The sequence below is a fragment of the Pedobacter sp. KBS0701 genome (assembly GCF_005938645.2).
Lineage (GTDB): Bacteria > Bacteroidota > Bacteroidia > Sphingobacteriales > Sphingobacteriaceae > Pedobacter.
This window is the reverse complement of the sequence record NZ_CP042171.1, coordinates 1,118,698-1,139,676: the sequence shown is the minus strand read 5'-3', so window position 1 is coordinate 1,139,676 and position 20,979 is coordinate 1,118,698. Positions and strand designations below refer to the sequence as shown.

Below are 20,979 nucleotides of genomic sequence, written 5' to 3'. Positions count from 1 at the left end.
CTTTTTACTACTGTATATTAGCTTATAAAATACGTATATGACAACTGAATCTGGTGCCGGCCTGAAACTAAAAAAACTACTTCAAAGGGATAAAGAACTGAAAGCTTGTCCGGAGATACGTGTGCATTATTTATTTAGCTCTTTCTGAAATGCTACAAAAAAACTTTAAAGAACATAGGCTTGCAAAACACTTGTCACAAAAGGAGCTTGCCGACCGTTCCGGAATTTCTTTGAGGACCGTACAAAGGGTCGAAAAAAATGAATCGTCAGGTAGCCCATACGTCATACGGACATTGTGCGAAACGCTCGGTATTGAAACGAATAGTCTTTCGCAAAGTTCAGATCATGAGGGGGCCAAAGCATTTCAGGAGGTTATCGGGTCCGTTCCCCCGGACAGATACCTGAAGTATATTAACGTTAGCTCACTTTCTGTGCTTTTATTCCCATTTTTAAATGTAGTGGTGGTGACCGGAACCTATCTGATCTTTAGAAAAAAGTTTGTTTTCCCGAACGACAGGGCCACTGCTCAGAAAATGCTGAGTCTTCAGATCATATGGTCAGTAGCCACGCTATTCATATTGATCTTTACGCCATTGATTGACTATTGTTTTCTGCATGTCGGAGAAGTACTGGAAATCCCCTTATTTATCTGGATATACCTGGTGCTGCTATTTTCACACCTGTTGATTACAATGTTAGCTGCTGCCCGGCTAAATATGGGCAAAGACCCTATCCCGTATATTCCCAATATCATTTAAACGATATTAAAGGGAGTTGGCATAAAGATGGCGTAATATTGACGTTGGTCTTGCGGCATTATTTTTAGGTTAGCAGGATACCTTTGTCAAAAAAAAATAGCTATGGCCATTAAACATTACAGATCAATTTTGCTGTTGGCATTTCTACTTGCCAGTAATGCCCTATCGGCACAAACAACGCTCAGTGACTCAATCAGCAGTCAATTGAAAGCAGGTGTTAAAGGATTTCAGGAGCGTTACCACTCGCCAGGTTTGGTATTGATAGTTGTCCACAAAGGAACGGTGATTTTCAGTGAGGCATCGGGATATGCCGATCTGGAGAAGAAGGTTCCGGCAAGCGTAGATACCAAATATCAGATTCAGTCGATCACTAAACTATTCACAGCGACACTGGCCATGAACTTGTGGGAAAAGGGGATTATAAAACTGGATGGTGATGTCGGGAAATTTGTTCCGGAATACAGGATTACGGATATTCAAGGCAAACCTGGTAAAACCACTTTTTTAGAACTGGCCACACACAGTTCCGGGCTTCCAAGAAATTCGCAGGCGGATGTTGGGTTTGCTAAGCAGGCGGACACCTGGATGCTTACCAACAAGGAAATGGCCTCCATCAAGGCGCCTTCTATGGATGAATTGCTAAAATCATTGAGATTGGCCAAAAGAGAATACCCTGAATACGAATTAAAGCCCCAGGATTCGCGTCAATATTCCAACATGGGCTATGCACTCCTTGGTCTCGGCCTGGGCAGAGCGGCAAAAACAAGCTACCAGGAGGCTGTTTTAACCAGGATCTGCGGACCCCTCCATCTTAATAATACCGGGTTCGGCACCGTCAGCGATCAGGATAAGGTGTTGGCAACAGGATATTCTTACTCAAATGAAGCGCAGAAATTCATTAAAACCCCCGATTATGATGCAAATGCGATGGCACCGGCGGGCGGAATATATTCAACAGCAACAGATCTGGCCAAATTCATCAGTGCACAGTTCAATACAGAAAACGGCGTACTTTCAGAAAAATCCATCAGGATGATGCAATCACTTGGTATCGGTTGGCAACGTTCTTATCCTTACGTGAAACACGAAGGGGCGATGCTGGGTGCGCGTACTGAAATTGTGATTCACCCTAAACTGGAACTGGGCTGGGCTGTACTGACCAATGTGACCGATTTTGACTTTAACAGGATTAATGAATATGTCTCCAGTTTGGTATTGCCACTGTTTGCCGAAAAACCGGTTACCGATCTCAACCAGTATGTAGGAACGTATGCGCTGGTGGGCGGCGCGGACAGCATCAAATTGTATTTAAAGGATGGTAAATTGTACTCTACCTACCTCGCGGATGTTTTACCACTGCAGCCATTGATTTTTTCAGGCAATAATTCGTTAAAGTCAAGCGGGCTGAATGGGCATGAGGTCAATTATAATTTTCTCACGGACAAAAATTCAGAAATATCGGTGCTGAACTTAAGTCAACTCATGTGGATCAAACAATAGGAAAGGTTAAAGCTTTTGGCTTTGTGATCGTACAGCTTTTTCTGGCGACTTTTTATCCGGTAATGGCATGCTCCCAAAAAACGGAGGCAAAAGTGATAAAAACAATAGACGGCAACACAATCGCAATTGATGATGTTGAGAAATACCTGTCAGGCCAGATGGATTCGTTAAAGATCCCTGGCCTGTCTATCGCCATTATCAATAAAGATTCGATCGTCTATTCAAGAAATATGGGTGTGAAAAATATGCCCCCCAAAGAACCCGCAGGCCCGGGTAATATGTTCGAGGCATGTTCGATTAATAGGTATCGTCAATTTTATCGCACCTTTCCGATGGTGCATGCACAATTGAGCTGGACACAGCATAAATACTCCTCTTAGCATATCCTTCTGTCCTCTTTTGGACAAACCAATTAACATATTCGATTAATTTATTTTGTAGATTCGCATGTCATCTTCGATACATGTCAGCAAACCTTCCATATAATGATCAGCAACTAGTCCTACTTCTAAAGCAGGATAGTAAGCCGGCCTTTGGTGAAATTTATGGTCGGTACCAAACATTGCTCTTCTTATTTGCGGTCAAAAAGCTTCAGGATGAGGAAGCTGCGAAAGATATTGTACAGGAAGTATTTATCTCCTTATGGAACAACAGGGCGGCAATTATCGATAGTGCACCTCTTGCGCCTTATCTTTATCGGTCAGTATTGAACAAAGTGCTCAATATTTTCCGTGGGAAAGGTGTTACTGATGAATACATCGCATCTCTGCAGTATTCTTTAAACGGCCAATCTCATCTTTCTGCGGATTATCTGATTCGCGAGAAAGATATTTCTGCAATGATCGAATTGGAAATTTCAAATTTGCCCGATAAAATGCGGGAAGTTTTTGAATTGCGACGCAAAATGTATTTAAGCAATAAGGAAATAGCCCTCAAACTTAATTTATCTGAACATACTGTTGCTACGCAGATGAAAAATGCTTTGAGAATTCTTAGAAAAAGGCTCGGTTCAGCAATTTTTTCAGTTTATTTCATCAATCTTTAATTTTTTTTTCTCTTCTATACCCGAATGCCCAGAGTAAGGTGTAATGTATGGTATAGAACCATAGGAGAATGCAACAAAGAGAGGCTGAAGAATTATTTGAGAAGTTTAAAAATGGAACCTGTAATGCATCCGAAATGGAAGCCATTCGCCATTGGCTCCACCATTACCGCTCGGAAGCGGTCGTGAAATATTCCTCAGCCGATCTTGAAAACATTTCAGATGAGATATGGAGTAAAGTAGAGCCATCATTACATGAACGTAAACCCCGGGTTATTTCTTTAAAAGTTAAAATTGCTGCTGCTGCCGCAATAATACTACTGGCGTTGGGTGGGCTTTACTTGCTTCAGCACAAAGCGCCACTTTCTGGCCAGATTGCCAGCGTATACAAAAATGATATTGACCCTGGAGGGAATAAGGCCTATTTGACACTCGCTGATGGGAAAAAGGTTAGTCTGGATCATCTTAAGCAGGGTAATATTGCCCAGCCTGGCGTTCAGATATCAACTTTGCCTGATGGAATGGTGGTGTACACAGCCTCTGCTGGTCAGGAGGCCACGGATGCAAACAACACACTTGAGACCCCTAAAGGCGGCAGGTTTTCGATCGTTCTTCCTGATGGGACAAGAGCCTGGCTCAATGCAGCATCTACCTTAACCTACCCGCTTTCTTTCAAGGATAAAAAGGAACGTATAGTGACATTATCAGGGGAGGGATACTTTGAAGTGGCTCATGATAAGTCACATCCTTTTCTGGTGCACGCCCAAAGGCAAACTGTTCAGGTATTGGGAACACATTTCAATATTCAAGCCTATTCCAATGAAAAGCACATCAGAACAACACTATTATTGGGTTCGGTACAGATATCAGGCAGTAAGCAGGGCGCAAAAATACTTAAGCCTGGAGAACAGGCAGATTTTGATACGAACGGAATTACAGTTTCGCAGGCAGATTCAGAACAGGCAAATGCCTGGATAAATGATGATTTTGTGTTTAATGGCGAAGACCTCCATACGGTAATGAGGCAGGTGGCAAGGTGGTATGATGTGGAAGTAGTGTATGATGGAGAACAGGATAATGCCGCATTTTACAGTACCATTTCGAGAAATAAAAAGCTTTCAGAGATCTTGAAAGCGCTAACCATGAATCAGGGTGTACACTTTAAACTGGAAGGAAGGAGGGTAACTGTTATGCCTTAACCGGAAAAATGCCTGGACTGGTAAAAAAGCGGGAGCGTTGGAGGCGCCCCCGGTTAAAGGCCGGTACAGATGAGTAATTGTTCAAACACTATTATCAACTAAAACCAACCAAACAAATGTATAAAAAATACCATGGAAATGGATATGATCCAACTAATCATGTCTGTAAGTCAGGGTCCCTTTTCGGGAAGATCACTCAGGGCGCAGGGATAGCCCGGAAATGTTTTTCGCCGGGACTATATTGTTTACTTTTCTTTTTTCTGCTGTTTCCGGCAAGTTCCTTTGCTCAGAACGAGCGCATCACCTTATCAAAAAAAGATGCGCCGCTAAGTGAGGTGCTTAGGGAGATTCGCAAGCAGTCGGGCTTTGATTTCGTGATTAACCGGGAGCAGATCGGCCGGTCGAAACGGGTAAGCATCCAGGTTAAGGATGCCGGTTTGAAAGACGTTCTGGATGAATGTTTTCGCGATCAGCCTTTCGACTATACCATAGAAAACAGGATTATTATTGTGATTAACCGGGTCAAAGTAGAAAACAAAGCTTTTTTAATCAACCTTAAAATCCGGGTACAGGATCAAAAAGGTGGGGTGTTGCCTAGCGCCAGCGTAACTTCAAAAGAGGCAGGCCTCATGGGTTTCACCGATACCAACGGTGAATTTGTGTTTTCGAGGATTCCTCGGGATGCAAGTGTGGTGGTTTCCTACGTCGGTTACAAATCGGATACCTTGACGGTTAAATCAGCTTCTGAAATTTTAGTGATGCTGAATCAGCAAATCAATATGATCGATGAGGTTTCTGTTGTTTCTACCGGTTACCAAACGCTTTCGCGTGAACGGGCAACGGGATCTTTCGGGAAACCGGATATGCAGATTTACCAGAACAGGGTGGCCACGCAAGACCTGGTTTCCAGGCTGGATGGACTGGTTGCCGGGGTAACGGTAATTGCCGGGCCGAAGGGACTTGCAGGAAACAGGCAGTTTGGCGGTGGAAATACGCAACAAAGTATCATCAGAGGTAAATCGACTGTACAGGCACTTGGTGATCCGCTCTATGTGGTAAACGGTGTTCCTGTAACCGACTTATCGGTAATCAATCCTGATGATGTTCAGGATATTTCGGTGTTGAGAGATGCCTCCGCAGCTTCCATCTGGGGCGTGAAGGCTTCAAACGGTGTAATTGTGATTACAACAAAAAAGGGATCTGCAGGAAAACCCTTAAAGATCAGCTACTCGGGAAATATCTCGCTCTTCGGTAAACCAGATCTCGATTATATTCCAATGATGAACAGTGCGCAATACATAGAAACGGCGAGGGAGCTGTTCAATCCAGCTGCTTTTCCATATGGATCCATTGGCACCACGGTGATCGCTCCACACGAACAAATCCTCTACAACCAGGACCGGGGCCTAATCAGTGCAGCTCAGGCGCAGCGTAGTCTGGACAGTCTGGGCAATATCGATAACAGGGACCAGATCAAAGATTTGTTGTTTAGAAATGCCTTCACCACCAGCCATACGCTTTCTGCCTCAGGCGGATCATCAGCTTACAATTTCTATGCCTCTGGTTCTTACACCAATACCACCAGTAGCCATCCCGGGGATCAGAATGGCGTATATCGTTTAAATATCAACCAGACTTTTATGCCAATCAGCAGGCTTCGGATCAGTCTGAATACCGCATTGAACAATACCATAACCGGTAGCGACAGAAGCATTGTGATCGGCAGCAATTTTATTCCATATCAGCTCTTTCAGGATAATGCAGGCAATAACCTGCAAATGAATTATGTTCAGGGACTTTCGCCGCAGGTGAGAAGCGATTACCAAACCAGAAGCCGGATCAATCTGGATTATTCGCCCCTGGACGAAGTCAATATGGGATTTATAAAGGGGAATGCCCTCTCGGTGAACCTCACCGGGAATGTGAACTTAAAAATATGGAGAGGACTGAGCTTTGATGGTACATACAGCTATCAGAAAGCGCCCTCTACCAGCCAGCTTTATAATGATAGCAAAACCTACGAACTGCGAAGGGAGCTGCTGGGTTTTACTGTTGCACGTACGGCGAATGATGTTCCCGTATACTATTTGCCTACCTCGGGAGGAACTTATAAGACGGTGAATATTGATCAGCGAAATTATACACTACGAAACCAGCTGATTTACAATATGGGCCTCAGGGATGGACGGGACAGGATCAATGTTCAGATTGGTCACGAAGCACTTGAACAGCTTGCAACCAACAGAACGAACATTGCCAGGGGTTATGATCTTGATCTGTTGACTTCTGCAAGCCTTAACTATTTGGCCCTGAGCCAGGGCATCTTTGGAGCAGTGTCGTCCTTTAGAAGTACTTTTAACGAAAAACCATTTGAGACTTTTGAGCAACTTAACCGGAATGAATCATTTTTCGGATTGTTCAATTATACACTGAATGAAAAGTACATGCTTGATGCCAGCGTAAGGAGGGATTATAGCAATCTGTTTGGTTCGGAAAAGGGAAAGCAACGCAAACCGACTTTTAGCGTGGGTACGAAATGGCTGATTAGTAAGGAAAGCTTCCTGGAGAAAAGTACATGGATCAATAATCTGGCGCTTCGTACCACATATGGCGTCACCGGTAATTCGCCGTTCATTGGTGCAGGTTCATCCAGGGATGTGATCCAGATTGGCCGGAACAATGTAACCGGTGACTATTATTCGCTGGTAGGCCTGGCCAATAATCAGCTTACTTTTGAAAAAACGGCGACCGTTAATATTGGGTTGGATTTTAGTGTGCTGCAGAACGCGCTTAGCGGAAGCATTGATTTGTATAATAAGAAAACCACTGATATTCTTGGGCAGGTAGATCTCAATCCGGTCAACGGCGCATCTATTATTCGGGGTAACCTTGGAAACATGAACAACCGCGGATTGGAAGTGACATTGAATTCAAGAAATTTGCAGCTTAAAGATTTTAGCTGGACAACAGGCCTAACTTTTAGTTTGAATAGAAATCGCCTGCTGAATTATTCAACTCCCCAGCCCACGCAGCTGACAACCAATGGAAGAATAAACAGTAATTATGTGGTTGGCTACGGTATGCAGCCCTTGTTTGCCTATCAGTTTGCCGGACTGGATGCCCTGGGCGATCCACAGATCCGTTTGGCTAATGGAACCGTTACCAAAGATCCTGAGGTTGCTACGGCCGAAGATCTGATTTATATGGGTACCACTATTCCAAAATTTAACGGTGGGTTGAGTAATACCTTCAGATACAAAAATCTTTCGCTTACGGCAAACATGATCTATAATCTCGGCAACGTGATGAGACGTGACGTTAACCGTTATTTTTATGGAAGGATTGAATATGGCACCGGCAGTTTTGGCGGTAACCTGAGCCCGGAGTTTCTGGACAGATGGAAAAAACCGGGGGATGAGCTCCTGACTAATATCCCCTCTTACGTGGCCAGTGCCGGAGTGAATGTAAGCCGGAGAAATATTGATTATTACACTTATGCTGATATCAATGTGGTGAGCGCCTCCTATATCAAAATCAGGGACATTACGTTGAATTACATGGTGGGGCCTAAGTTGCTGAACCGCTTGCACGTGGAGTCTTTATCGCTTTTTGCACAGACCGGAAACTTTATGATCTGGAAAGCGAATGATTTTGGTATAGATCCTGAGTTCCAGACTTTTAATCAGGGAGGGCGAAATATGCCTGCCTTTAAGCACAGTTTCAGTTTCGGTGCAAACCTTACCTTTTAATCTTAAGATGATGAAAATATATCAATATTTATCTTTCCTGCTGTTGCTGGTTTTTGTAGCAGGATGTAAAAAATCTTTCCTTGAAGTAGTGCCCAAGGGACTATTAGTTGCCCGTACAACGGACGATTATGATAAGATCATGAACGCTCCGGATCTCTATCTTTACTCTTATGCCGGCGGCTGGCAATCGATGGTACTCATGGGAGACGATGTAGCTGCAGAAGGCAGTTACTTCTCATCAGCTTCACCGATGAGCCAGAATGCATTTAATTATAAGGCAGATATATTCAGGGCTCAGGATAATACCTTCGATTTCAAAGCTTACACAAGTAACCTGTATATGGTAAATAAGGTGATTAACGAGATCGATGAATCTACGGGGGGGAGCGCCGAACAAAAGATTGCATTGAAAGCCGAAGCGCTGGCTAACCGGGCATGGATATATTTCCAGCTCATAAATATTTATGCCAAGCCTTATAACACTGCATCGGCATCGCAGGATCCGGGTTTTCCTATTATCCGGGATGCAGACATCAATTTGAGTGGACATGTCAGAAATAGCGTGGCAGAAGTATATGCTTTTATCATTCAGGATTTTAACGACGCCATCAGTACCCTGCCCCTGAACAATAAATTCGCCCAGCGTTTTTCAAAGCCTGCCGCGGAAGGTATGCTGGCCAAAGTTTATCTCTACATGGGCAGAAATGCGGAAGCCCTGGCACTGTTTAATACCGCTTTGACTGACGCTGCCGCCCAGGCCAGGCCTGCTAAGCTCTACGATTACAATGTGGAATTTGCTTCGGGCGGGAAATTTGATCCAATTGGCTACAATGGCCCGAATAATTCGCCTGGGATAAACTATGACGACGTAACAGAATCAGTGCTGGCGAAAACATTTTACAATGGGCCCTACAGCGGAAACGAATTTGGGAGTGACTTTCTTGTACTGTCTCCGAAGGCACAGGCGCTGTTTGCTCCGGATGATCTGAGGCTGAATTTTTATGGCCCTTTTTTCCCGTATTCTACACCTAACCCTTCAGGCAGGTTATCAAAATATTCAGTTAATTATTCAAAGTTTGGATTACAGTTGGCTGAATTATACCTGCTAAGGGCAGAAGCAAATGCAAGGTTAAATAACCTTGCAGCCGCAGTTTCTGATCTGGAGCTGCTGCGCAGAAACCGTATGCCTGTAAATGTTGCCAGTGTTCCCGTTCAGGCTGCTTCCGGTAAAGAGTCACTGATCAGGTTTATCTTCCAGGAGCGTACCAGGGAATTCGCAATGGAGGGATACCGGTGGTTTGATATGCGACGCTGCTCCATCGATCCGGTTTTCTCAGGCGAGACTTTCTCTCATATCATTTATAATGACGAGACTTCTACCAATATTACCAGTTTTAATCTGCCTCAGGAAAGGCTTACGCTCCGGCTCCCGCCAATCGTAATGAATGCCAATCCAGGCTTTACTAATAACCCTTAAATAATGATCATAAATATTTTAAAAATCAAGATACGCTTAGCGATTACCTTAAGTTTGCTACTGTTTTCAGTAGCTGCCTTTTCACAGAACAAATTCACCATCAAAGGGCAGCTTTCGCCGGAGATTAACGGTAAAAAGATTTTGCTGTCTTACAAAAACAATGGCGTAAGTGTAGAAGATTCCACCACAGCCGAAATGGGTAAATTTATGTTCAAGGGGTTGATCGGAGATCCGGCCTATGCGCGGATCAGTGTAGATCCACCTGCCATGACCACCATGCAAAACGTAAAAAGTATTGATGTTCGAGATTTCTTTATCGATGCCGGAGAAATCTCGGTTACAGGGCCTGGGGGAGTAAAAACTGCTGTCATCAAAGGCGGGAAAACACAGGGAGATTACCAGCGGAGGTTTGAGCTTTACAAGCCGGTGCAGGCCCGTGTCGACTCCCTGAATACATTGATCGGCGGTTATAAGGAAAAAGGAGACACTAAAGCAATGGATGCTGCCAGACTGGAGATGAATGCAGAATACGCTAAAACAGGGAAAATTGACAGCAATTTCATTAAGGAAAACCCTAACAGCTTTCTCTCACTTGACATCTGGAGATCAAAACACCGGGGAACCCTTCGTTCTAACTTTGAGCCAGAGTTCAAAAAGTTCAGTCCGGCGATTAGAAATACCTTTGCGGGCAAAGAAATACAGGCTAAGTTTGACCTGGCAAAAAAACTGGCTCCGGGACAGTTAGCGCCCGAGTTCAAACTTAAGGACACAGCAGGGAATGAAGTTTCTCTTTCCACACTTCGTGGAAGGAATGTATTCGTTTGCTTCTATGCACCGGATTTTATGAACTACGATGCTTTTGCATTTAACCTCGGCCGTATCAATAGGGCTTTGAAAGAAAAAAATACGGCGATGGTAACGGTTTACTACGGCTATGCCGACAGGCCGGATTCATATTGGATGGAAACGATAAAAAGATCCAATTTCAACTGGATGAACCTGAATGATATTGGTGGCGTCAATGATGCCGGTAGCGTGAGCCCAACGGCAAAAGCCTACGGCCTTACTTACTACACCATGCCCAGTGCGCTTTTAATTGACACAAATGGAAAAATCCTGGCCAGCCAGCTCAAGTTAAACGATACGGGTTTAGCGCAGGAACTTGCACAATTAATAAAATAAAAATGAAAAGAAAAATAATATTAATAATTGCGTTTATTGCAACTACTATCATGAGTATGTATGCGCAAACTCCCAAACGGGAATACCTTGATGTTGGAGACACCATTAGTACCTATCCGAAGGTGGAATGGATTAAGGGAAATGCCATCAATAACTTTGATCCTTCGAAAATATACATTATAGATCTTTGGGCCACATGGTGCAAGCCCTGTATCGCTGCCATGCCCCATTTTAACGCGATGGCATCAAAGTTTAAAAACCGGGGAGTAGTGTTTATAGCGCAGGACGTGATGGAAGACGACAGGCAAAAAGTATTGGATTTTGTGAAAGCAAATGATAAAATGATGGGCTTTGATGTTGCTTTCGGTGGCGGAAAGGGAAGTGACTTTGAACAGGAATGGATTAAGCCAGCCGGGGTGAGCGCTATACCCGAAACCTTCGTGATTAAGGGGAACAAGTTGCTTTGGCAAACCTCACCAGACATGATCAACGAGGCAGTTATGGAGATGCTGATCAAGGGCGATTTCAGTATCGAGAAAGCAAAGAAATCAGTTACAAATTAAAAATATTTCCTGATTTTTGCTACTGGTAACCGTTCTGGTTGCCAGTAGCATTTTCTGGTTTTTTTATCACTGGAAAGTTTATGCCAAGTCGCTCATTTCCATCTTAAATCGCCAATCATTTCGCTCCAAAATATGCACTGGTTACCGCTTAAAGTGTGTATTTGAAGATTTATAACGTTTTTAAACTTGTTTGATCGTTTATAGGATCTTCTGTCAGCAGTGATTTTAGTTTCTTTATTCATATTTATTCTATTAATAAGGGGCTATGTTTCTGGAATGCCTATTGTAGATATATCAATATTTATATAAAAATCAAGCTGCAAGAGGAAAAAGCTCAACAGGATGGTTCTATGGGTTTAAATTGTTCCTGGTTATCAATGCCTTTGGAGAGATCATGAATGCTTTTTTTACCCCTGGGAATATTGCCGACAACAACCTTGATACCATGGTTAAACTCTTTGGAAACCTCAAAGGCTACGCTTTTGCAGACAAAGGGTTTATTAATGCAAAAGCATCAGAAAGTTTGATGAATAAGGGATTATTACTAATAACAAAGCTGAAAAAGAACATGAAAAATAAACTCTTGACAATGGAACATAAAATGCTCCTTAACAAAACAGGACTGATAGAATCGGTAAGTGATATTCTAAAAACGGTATGCGATATTGAACACTCCAGACATCGAAGCCCAATCAATGCTTTAGTAAATCTTTATGCTGGCATTTGCGCATATTCTTGGTTGGACAGAAAACCTAGTATATTTTAATTATGACCCATAACTCACGTTATTTTAGGTACCAGTCCTACTCGTGTTCAAAATTAATTAATCCGTAGTCTCCTCACACTCAATCTCAGACACAAGACTACGGACAGATGGGAAAGAATTCAAATATAATCTGCTAATCCCCCTTAATCGTAAAAACCTTTAGCAGGAATACTTTGAACATAGCTGAAATAGCTTTAGACGCCGATTAATACTAAAAACCCGTACTTTGAATTGTTCAAAGTACGGGTTTTATACTAAGCATGAATACTTAGAACTGTACCCAAGAGGAGATCCGATAGCTATCGGATCGAACTCCCACACCCATACAGGCGCCAGCCCCTCAAGCTGGTGCGTCTACCAACCCGATAACTTCGGGGTAGCCTTTAACGATATCGCTCAATAAGTTTAGTTACCAGCTCAGGATATTGCTTTAAGTTTTTAATATAAATTATACTTTTCTTTTTTTTGATATGTAATTCGATCAATCGAGACTGTTTGTAATCAAGGTCATCTATAGTGAAAAATAGTTCCCAGTCTTCTGTCTTAGATGTGAAACTATCCGTAAAACTTTTATCCTTATGCGATTGTAATCGCTGTAGCAAATCCAGACAACTACCGGTGTAAAAACGATTTATTTTTTTAGAAAAAAGGATATAAACTGATGCCATAAACAAACAAAAAAGCTTCGGTGATACCGAAGCTTTAAAGTACCCAAGAGGAGATTCGAACTCCCACACCCGTACGGGCGCCAGCCCCTCAAGCTGGTGCGTCTACCAATTTCGCCACCTGGGTATTTACTATTTATCATTCCCGAAAGCGTCTACCACCCCGATAGCTATCGGGATCGCCACCTGGGTATTTACTATTTATCATTCCCGAAAGCGTCTACCACCCCGATAGCTATCGGGATCGCCACCTGGGTATTTACTATTTATCATTCCCGAAAGCGTCTACCATCCCGATAGCTATCGGGATCGCCACCTGGGTATTTACTATTTATCATTCCCGAAAGCGTCTACCATCCCGATAGCTATCGGGATCGCCACCTGGGTATTTACTAATTAATCATTCCCGAGGGCGTCTACCATCCCGATAGTTATCGGGATCGCCACCTGGGTTTGAATTGTTGCAAATATATAAATTAACCATAGTGCGCTGCAACATTCATAAAATATTTTTTGAACTTAAATTCCGGAAAGCAAATCTTAACATGGCAAATCTTTTCTAGTATCGGACAAATTGTAAACTTATTTTAGTACTTGACACCAACATAATAGCGTAACCGTTGCGTCGGACTTTCGACGCACTTAAGACGGGGTTTCGTCGGACTTATGACAATTTTGCCCGAATAAAAATCGACTTAAGTCAGAAGAAAATACAACTTATTTGTTTATCAATCAGCAATTTACTATATTGTATAAGCTAAATTAATGCAATCATGGGAAAAATAGAAAACGGAATTAACGGTGGCTTCACCGGGACGGTGGGCGCCGTGACCGGTTATTACCTGAACGGAAAATGGGTCATCAGGAGCAAACGCAGAAAGTCCATAAAAAACAAAACCGGTAGTGCTGATCAAAAGGCCTGCAGATCCCGTTTTACCATGATGCAGACCTTCTTAAGTCCGATTGTTGCTTTTATCAGGATTGGTTTTAACCTGGAGTCGAAAAAACGCATGATGACCGCCCATAACGTTGCAAAATCCTATAACATGCTGAATGCCCAAAATGCCGCCGGTGAAATCGACTATGCCGCTGTACGTTTAAGCTTTGGAAACCTCAGCGGTGCAAAGGTTGTTAAGCTGGAACACGACGATGCGGGTGTACATTTCAGCTGGACGGATAACTCTAACGGCGATTACACCAGGCAAAATGACCAGGTGATGTTAATGGTTTATGATGTGGACAACAAAACAGCCATTTATGAAACAAGTGGTGCCAGGCGGTTAAAAGAAAGGGAAAGCCTGGAAATTCCTTCCTTTTATAAAGGAAAGACATTTCACACCTGGATGGCTTTCATTGCAGACGACAGAATGGGGATATCTGCGAGTACGTATTGCGGCAGTTTTGTTTTTTAATCACAAACGAATGAAGCTTTTACGTTAAATAACGCTAACATTCGAAACTAAACCCATCGTAAGCCAGCCTGATGTTCGATGGCAAGTCTTTTTCAACATCGGCATGTTTACCCAAAGTATGGCTAATGTGTGTAAGATAGGTGGTTTCGGCCCCTACCCTTTCTGCAAAGGCAATGGCCTCACCCAGGGTAAAATGCGAAATGTGCGGTTCTTTCTGCAAAGCATTAAGCACCAATGTTTTTGTTCCCTTTATTTTTTCAAAACTTTGCTCCGATATCGTTTTGGCATCGGTAATGTAGGTAAAGTCGCCAATCCGGTAGCCTGTAATCGGCAATAAATGGTGCATTACCTCAAATGGAATGATGGTAGTTTCGCCAATTTTAAAATCTTCGCCATTGGTTACCGTATGTAAATTAATCTGCGGTAAACCATGGTATTTGGTTTCGGCAAAGATGTAATAAAACTCTCTTTTTAATGCTGTTTGTACCCTTTCGGTAGCATAAACATCAATTACCTTATGGAGCAGGTAATTAAATGGCCTGATATCATCCAAACCTGCAATATGGTCTTTGTGTTCGTGCGTAAACAGAACGGCATCCAGATCTTTTACCTTTTCGCGCAAAAGCTGGTAACGAAAGTCTGGTCCGCTATCTACTACAATGGTTTTATCAGCCAGTTCTAATAAAACAGATGTTCTTAAGCGGTTGTCTCTATGATCTGAAGACCTGCAAACTTCGCAATTACAAGCAATTACAGGAACGCCTTGTGATGTGCCGGTACCTAAAAAAGTAACTTTCATCTGCTTAAACTTTCCTTTCTAAATAAGTAATCCTTGCGTTGTATCTTCATTAAAATAATTCGGTTTGTTGTAAAGATTGATAAAACTGCCGTTGTTTCTCGTCTAAAAGGTTTTCGTCGGCATTGGTCTGTTTTACCAGGGTAATCAATGCGGCAATTTTTCCTTCCAGGTTGGAGAACTTATTGACTACAACAACCTTATTGTGTTCGAGCAGGCACGAACCGGTTTTAAAGTTCCCTTTCTCATAACGTACCTTATAACCCATAGCAAAAAGCAGGGCTTCTAATTTCTCTAAAGTATGGTTTGTTAGTGGCAATGACATTGGAAACAAACTTAGATAAATCTGCGCAGCATTCATAAATACCGGATGAAAAATTTATCAACCAGTGTGTTCATTTCCATCCTGAACAATGTCCTATCAAGTACAATTACTAAAGCGATCATCATGCTGAACTTATTTCAGCATCTTTTCTGCCATTAACTTATCTTGATTACTCAACAAATAATTTTAGAGCAATGTTCATTTTCCCGCTCTTTGCCGCGGAGGCATGGTACTTTGGAGCGCCAAAGTACCCAAAGCGCATTGTCATCCGATGGCTATCGGATCCAGCAATGAGCCTCTTGCACAATCCTATGCTCATCAAAAAAACAGCGACACTTCGTTTTGTGTTCAATATTTTTTTTAAAAAAATCAAATTATCGGTTATGAACACAAAACCACTGCGTTTCAGGTTTGTTAGTGCCATTTTTACTGTTGTGCACCTGTTTTTTTGATTTCACCGGCTCTTGGGATTGACGGCGTTCTTCGGTAAAACCTGTGTGCTATTAAAGCAAGCTAGCATGACGCCTAAACTATTCTCAAAAAGATGTGACTACACGCATAACTTCATCAGGATGCCTTCTCATGATTTAATGAACATTAGATAGGTGCTCACCTCTAAGTAGCTATTAATCCTTGTAACAAAAAAAGTTCAGCTGTTTCCAACTGAACCTTTTTACGGGGAGAACAATTCTTAATAAATTCGGTTAAAAAGCCCTTTTACATTACCAGAGCCACCGCTGCCTGTGGTCGTGATGTGGCCGGCGTTTCCATTTCCATCGTAACCGCTTCCTTTGTTGTTATTGGCTTTGCAATTGGTAACGGTATGCGGAACATTTTGTCCGGCACTACCCAGTTTGAAACCATTTCCATCACCATTCGTACCATAACCATTATTGGTGGCCGTACAATTATTGATTACAACAGTATAAGGTTGTCCGTATAAATCCCAGCCATCATCAGAATTGTGGTAGGCATTGCAGGAGTTAAACTGATTACCCGCTCCGGCAGATAACTTACAGGCATAACCATCTGCATTTTCACCACCGTTGGCCACATCATAATTATCATAAGAAGTAGAATTATTGATGCTATTGTGGTGACCGCCGTTATAAATCTGAAGTCCGGAGTCCTTATTTCCATGAGTAGTTACCTTATTCACATAATTGTAGCCACCTGTCTGGAAAACAATCCCGCAGTCGGGTGCATTTCTGATGGTCATGTTGGTAATATTCCAGTAACTTCCATTTACTTTTACACCCCAGTTAGCACCAGAAATACCTGAACAATCCAATATACCGCCGGTAAAATTAATTTTGGAGCTGGATGTACCGCTTTTAAGTAACTGAAGGGTACTGGTGAGGTAAATGGTACCGCTTACGGTAATCACATCGCCTGGTTGCGCGTTTGCTATGGCAGCTTTTAAAGCCGCTTCATTGCTCACTGTAGTGCTTACCGCCGCAACTGTTAGCCCTAGTTTGTTTGGCTGAACAATGGATTGACCACCTGCAACATCAGCTACTGTTGTTTTGTCTTTCTTGCATCCGAACAACGCAATAGCCATCCCGAGTACGAGAATACCTGATTTTTTTTTCATGTTTGTAGAATTATATTTGGTTAATACTAAGCATGAAATTAATCATTAAAATACAACAATGTATGATAAATCATATATATCTGTGCAATCGTTCCCGTAACTAAAAACGAAATAAAATTACAAAATCAAGATCTTGCTTATACGCATTAATGTAAATCATAAAAGATAAACGTATAGGCATATAAAAGAAAAAGCGACTTAACCAGGGATATCTCCTGATTAAATCGCTTTTTTATAGATAGCGCTAAAACCTTGCGCTGCCTGCCAAATCTGTTATCTCAAATCTACCACTTCAACACCAGGATATTTTTTGGCATCGAAAGCAAAAGTAGTTTCTGGTATGTTTACGTTAGGCGAAAAAGTTTTCACATTGTAGGTGTATTTGTTTCCGTTTTTATCAAACAACACCACATTTGCAATTTGTTTAGCGGCTTTATCGATACTTAAACGTACTTTAAAAATCGATTTTTTAGCATCAACTGGTGTTAAATCGATCATTTGATAGGTTTTAGCACCAGCTTTTTCTTCGCCAGTATAAACGTATTTAAATCCTTTTTCGTAAACGGTAAAGATCTTAGCCGGATTAATGGCATCCCCGCTATTATCTACATTACTTACCTGTACTTCTTTGTCTTTTTTCAGATAAGTCCACTGGCTTTTACCATCGCTAAACAATTCCTGGTTAGTCATGGCTACTTTATACTTGTTAGAATTGGCTTTAACATACAAGGTACCTTGCTGGGTTTCTTTTACTTTAGCTTTTGGATTATCCAAAGTAAAGGTAAAATCTGTTTTAACTACGTTATACGATTTGTATTTTTTACTCACTTCAGCTAAAATGGCTTTAGCTTTCGCATCAGTTTGAGCATAAGTTGAAGTTGTAAAAGCAACTACAACCATTAATGCTGAAATTAATTTCTTCATCTTTTCTTTTTTAAGTTTTTCTTTGAAACGTTAGAGTAGATTATTGTTAAATGGTTTAATCTAATCCTTGTTATCCATACCATTCAAGAATTGTTCCAAAGAATACTCATCAGGATATAAAACTTCTCTTGCTTTACTTCCTTCAAAAGGGCCAACAATTCCGGCAGCCTCTAACTGGTCGATAATACGACCGGCCCTGTTATAACCTAATTTAAGTTTACGCTGTATTAATGAAGTTGAGCCCTGCTGATGCATTACAATTAACCTTGCCGCATCTTCAAAAAACTTATCACGCTCGTTCGGATCGAAATCGGCCTTGCTTCCCTCTCCTGCTTCATCAATGTATTCTGGCAGTTGATAGGCATCAGCATAACCGCGCTGGTTACCGATATACTCAGAAATGCGGTCTACCTCAGGTGTATCAACGAAAGCACACTGTAGCCTGATTAAGTCGCTACCGGTAGATAAGAGCATATCACCACGGCCAATTAACTGATCGGCACCACCACTATCTAAAATGGTTCTCGAATCGATTTTCGACAATACCCTAAAAGCCAGCCTGGCCGGGAAGTTGGCTTTAATGGTTCCCGTAATAATATTTACCGATGGCCGCTGAGTAGCCAGAACCAAGTGAATACCAATAGCCCTCGCCAATTGTGCCAAACGTGCAATTGGTGCCTCCACCTCTTTACCTGCCGTCATCATTAAATCGGCAAACTCATCTACTACTAAAACAATGAATGGTAAAAAGCGGTGGCCGTTATTTGGATTAAGTTTGCGTTTAACAAACTTATCGTTGTATTCTTTTAAATTCCTAACCTGTGCATCTTTCAATAAATCGTAACGCTGATCCATTTCGATACAAAGTGAGTTTAACGTATTCACTACTTTTTTGGTATCGGTAATAATGGCATCAGCCTCTCCAGGCAGTTTTGCCAAAAAGTGTCTTTCAATTCTATTAAATAAGGTTAACTCTACTTTTTTAGGATCGACGAGTACGAATTTAAGTTGTGCAGGGTGTTTCTTAAAAAGCAGCGAAACCAAAATGGCGTTAATACCCACCGATTTACCCTGACCGGTTGCCCCTGCTACCAACAAGTGCGGCATTTTAGCCAGGTCGGCAATATATACCTCATTGCTAATGGTCTTACCTAAGGCAATCGGCAAATCCATAGTGGTTTGACTCCATTTTTCGGTATTTAAAATACTGCGCATAGGTACCATTTCCGGATGTTGATTCGGCACCTCGATACCTATGGTACCTTTACCAGGCATTGGTGCTATAATACGGATCCCCAGGGCAGCTAACGAAAGTGCAATGTCATCCTCCAGGTTTTTAATTTTCGAAATCCTGACCCCCGGGGCCGGAATAATTTCGTAAAGGGTAACCGTTGGGCCAATGGTTGCCTTAATCTTATCAATTTCAATATTGTAATGATTAAGCGTTTCCACAATTTTATTTTTGTTGGCTTCGAGTTCTTCAGCATTTACCGAAATTTTATTCGTACCATAATTTTCTAACAAATCAATGGTTGGATATTTATAACCGGATAAATCCAGTTTTTCGTCATAATTGCCAAATTGCTCAACCAGGTCATCCGATTTTTTTTCTTCTTCGGTTTTTTCTATTGTAAAAGCAGGTTCCTTTTCCACTTCAATTGGTGGTTCTACCACTAGAGGCAATGATGTAGCCGCAGCAGTAGCCAATGGCAAATTAGCCGCCAATGGAGATAATACCACAGGTGTTACCGTTTTTTCCTCTTCTTTTTCCTCGAAACGGTTTGGCTGTAATACTACGTTCTGTTGTTTACGTTCGTTATTTACAGATTTATCGCGCACCGGAAATTCAATAGGCGCAGACGGCTCTTCAAAAGTTTTGTTTTTTACCGCCTGCTCCCTGATATCGTTTACATAATCTGGTGTTTCATTATCAAGGTAAACTTCTTTTGCCTTACGTTCCGGAAATTTAAAATCGATATTATATGCAATGATTAAAATGGTTAACCCGGCAAAAGCAATTAACCCGGCAACACCGGCCGCGCCAATTTGGGCACTCAATAATTTATTGCTCCAATAGCCAAATTCACCTTCCAGGTAGTGTGGTGATTCTGACCAGAAACCATGTGCAAAACCTAAGGTTAATGAAATAAACAGTAAAAAGAAAAAGCTGTATCCTAATGTTTTAGAGATGGAAAGGATTTTAACTTTAAATAACAGACGGTAACCGATAATGAAAAAGGCCAGAACAAACAGGAAAGAGGCAATACCGAACCATTCGTAAATGAACTGATGTGACAATAATGCGCCAAACTTACCCAGCCAGTTTTGAACAACAGGCGTGGTAACACCAGCAGTTTTTAATTCTTCGGCTGTTTTAAAAAGATTGCCCCAACCACCATTGGCATCGATTACATAACTCTGGTCATCCTGCCAGGTAAATAGGTATGAAGTAAAGGCAATTAAAAAATATAACGATAAGATCACAAAAAACAGTCCTGCAATTTTAACTGCACGGCCATCTGCCAGATCGAAGCTTGGCAAAAAATCTCTTTTTTCTTTCGGTTGCCTGCCTGATGATGATCTGCCGGGTGCACTTTCTGCACCTTTATCTCTGAATGTATTGGTTTTAAACTGGTTACCCCTTACCGACATTTTCTATCCTAAATAATTTAATATTGAACAAACTTAGATAAAACTGCGCAGCATTAACGAAAGCCTGACAAAAAAAATAATTACAAACTGTAACCATTACTGTTATATGCTTTCTGCCATGCCTCCTCTTTTTAAAACAACGCATTAAACCCAGGTAAATATATCCTTATACCTTATTTTTTAATCTGCCTTAAATTAAATAAAAATATTCATCAGGCATTAAACCTTAAACAGAAATTATTGTCTATTATTTTAACAACACACAAGTTGTGACGTTTTTATCAAATGAAGCGGATTTTGTTTTAGGTTTTATCCCGTTTTACCTGGAGAGGTTAAACGGGATTTTTTTGTCAATCCTGAGCCTGTCGAAGGACC

Annotated in this window: 17 protein-coding genes and 1 tRNA gene; 11 read left to right on the top strand and 7 right to left on the bottom strand. The window is 41.7% G+C overall.

The genetic code is table 11. The annotated features are described in order from the left end of the window. The first annotated feature begins 149 nt into the window (after positions 1-149). The 10 genes from FFJ24_RS04465 (at position 150) to FFJ24_RS04420 (ending at position 12,236) form a co-directional block, all read left to right on the top strand. Positions 150-758, top strand: coding sequence for a helix-turn-helix domain-containing protein (locus FFJ24_RS04465; RefSeq protein ID WP_138822937.1), 609 nt, complete (start codon positions 150-152; stop codon positions 756-758). A gap of 102 nt (positions 759-860) precedes the next feature. Continuing rightward, positions 861-2,258, top strand: a complete 1,398-nt coding sequence (locus FFJ24_RS04460; protein ID WP_138822935.1) for a serine hydrolase — start codon at positions 861-863, stop codon at positions 2,256-2,258. After that, complete coding sequence (locus FFJ24_RS04455; protein WP_138822933.1) at positions 2,243-2,638, top strand: serine hydrolase; 396 nt, start codon at positions 2,243-2,245, stop codon at positions 2,636-2,638. Before FFJ24_RS04460 ends, FFJ24_RS04455 begins: the two co-directional genes overlap by 16 nt. Positions 2,639-2,721: 83 nt before the next feature. Further along, on the top strand, positions 2,722-3,303 hold the full coding sequence (locus FFJ24_RS04450; RefSeq protein ID WP_138822931.1) for an RNA polymerase sigma factor: 582 nt from the start codon (positions 2,722-2,724) through the stop codon (positions 3,301-3,303). Between the two features lie 68 nt (positions 3,304-3,371). Continuing rightward, a complete protein-coding gene (locus FFJ24_RS04445; RefSeq protein WP_138822929.1) occupies positions 3,372-4,499 on the top strand; it encodes a FecR family protein in 1,128 nt (375 codons plus the stop codon). 116 nt (positions 4,500-4,615) lie between these two features. Then, positions 4,616-8,248, top strand: coding sequence for a SusC/RagA family TonB-linked outer membrane protein (locus tag FFJ24_RS04440; RefSeq protein ID WP_138822927.1), 3,633 nt, complete (start codon positions 4,616-4,618; stop codon positions 8,246-8,248). A gap of 7 nt (positions 8,249-8,255) precedes the next feature. Then, positions 8,256-9,725 carry a RagB/SusD family nutrient uptake outer membrane protein gene (locus FFJ24_RS04435; RefSeq protein ID WP_210419456.1) on the top strand — a complete coding sequence of 490 codons (1,470 nt, stop codon included), beginning with the start codon at positions 8,256-8,258 and terminating at the stop codon, positions 9,723-9,725. 3 nt (positions 9,726-9,728) lie between these two features. After that, on the top strand, positions 9,729-10,907 hold the full coding sequence (locus tag FFJ24_RS04430) for a DUF4369 domain-containing protein (RefSeq protein ID WP_138822925.1): 1,179 nt from the start codon (positions 9,729-9,731) through the stop codon (positions 10,905-10,907). 2 nt (positions 10,908-10,909) lie between these two features. Continuing rightward, positions 10,910-11,470, top strand: a complete 561-nt coding sequence (locus tag FFJ24_RS04425; protein WP_138822923.1) for a TlpA disulfide reductase family protein — start codon at positions 10,910-10,912, stop codon at positions 11,468-11,470. Between the two features lie 289 nt (positions 11,471-11,759). After that, positions 11,760-12,236, top strand: a complete 477-nt coding sequence (locus FFJ24_RS04420; protein ID WP_138822921.1) for a transposase — start codon at positions 11,760-11,762, stop codon at positions 12,234-12,236. A 383-nt stretch (positions 12,237-12,619) separates the two neighbouring features. On the opposite strand, the gene FFJ24_RS26715 is transcribed toward FFJ24_RS04420, so the two are convergent. Both FFJ24_RS26715 and FFJ24_RS04410 read right to left on the bottom strand, forming a co-directional pair. Further along, on the bottom strand, positions 12,620-12,904 hold the full coding sequence (locus FFJ24_RS26715; RefSeq protein WP_138822919.1) for a GIY-YIG nuclease family protein: 285 nt from the start codon (positions 12,902-12,904) through the stop codon (positions 12,620-12,622). A gap of 40 nt (positions 12,905-12,944) precedes the next feature. Then, positions 12,945-13,028 (bottom strand) — tRNA-Leu (locus FFJ24_RS04410). A 646-nt stretch (positions 13,029-13,674) separates the two neighbouring features. Between FFJ24_RS04410 and FFJ24_RS04405 the strand changes: the two genes are divergently transcribed. Then, a complete protein-coding gene (locus tag FFJ24_RS04405; protein WP_138822917.1) occupies positions 13,675-14,313 on the top strand; it encodes a DUF6266 family protein in 639 nt (212 codons plus the stop codon). A gap of 34 nt (positions 14,314-14,347) precedes the next feature. Here FFJ24_RS04405 and FFJ24_RS04400 read toward each other — a convergent pair whose 3' ends face one another. The 5 genes from FFJ24_RS04400 to FFJ24_RS04380 all read right to left on the bottom strand — a co-directional run bounded on the left by FFJ24_RS04400 (position 14,348) and on the right by FFJ24_RS04380 (position 20,604). Beyond that, positions 14,348-15,112 (bottom strand): MBL fold metallo-hydrolase, encoded by a 765-nt coding sequence (locus FFJ24_RS04400; RefSeq protein ID WP_138822915.1) that lies wholly within the window; start codon positions 15,110-15,112, stop codon positions 14,348-14,350. 49 nt (positions 15,113-15,161) lie between these two features. Beyond that, positions 15,162-15,434, bottom strand: a complete 273-nt coding sequence (locus FFJ24_RS04395) for a hypothetical protein (RefSeq protein WP_138822913.1) — start codon at positions 15,432-15,434, stop codon at positions 15,162-15,164. A 691-nt stretch (positions 15,435-16,125) separates the two neighbouring features. Then, positions 16,126-17,028 carry a right-handed parallel beta-helix repeat-containing protein gene (locus FFJ24_RS04390; protein ID WP_138822911.1) on the bottom strand — a complete coding sequence of 301 codons (903 nt, stop codon included), beginning with the start codon at positions 17,026-17,028 and terminating at the stop codon, positions 16,126-16,128. 273 nt (positions 17,029-17,301) lie between these two features. Next, the gene (locus FFJ24_RS04385) at positions 17,302-17,952 is read right to left on the bottom strand and encodes an outer membrane lipoprotein carrier protein LolA (protein ID WP_138822909.1); all 651 of its coding nucleotides are present in this window, start codon (positions 17,950-17,952) and stop codon (positions 17,302-17,304) included. A gap of 60 nt (positions 17,953-18,012) precedes the next feature. Further along, positions 18,013-20,604 carry a DNA translocase FtsK gene (locus FFJ24_RS04380; protein ID WP_138822907.1) on the bottom strand — a complete coding sequence of 864 codons (2,592 nt, stop codon included), beginning with the start codon at positions 20,602-20,604 and terminating at the stop codon, positions 18,013-18,015. Positions 20,605-20,979: the final 375 nt, after the last annotated feature.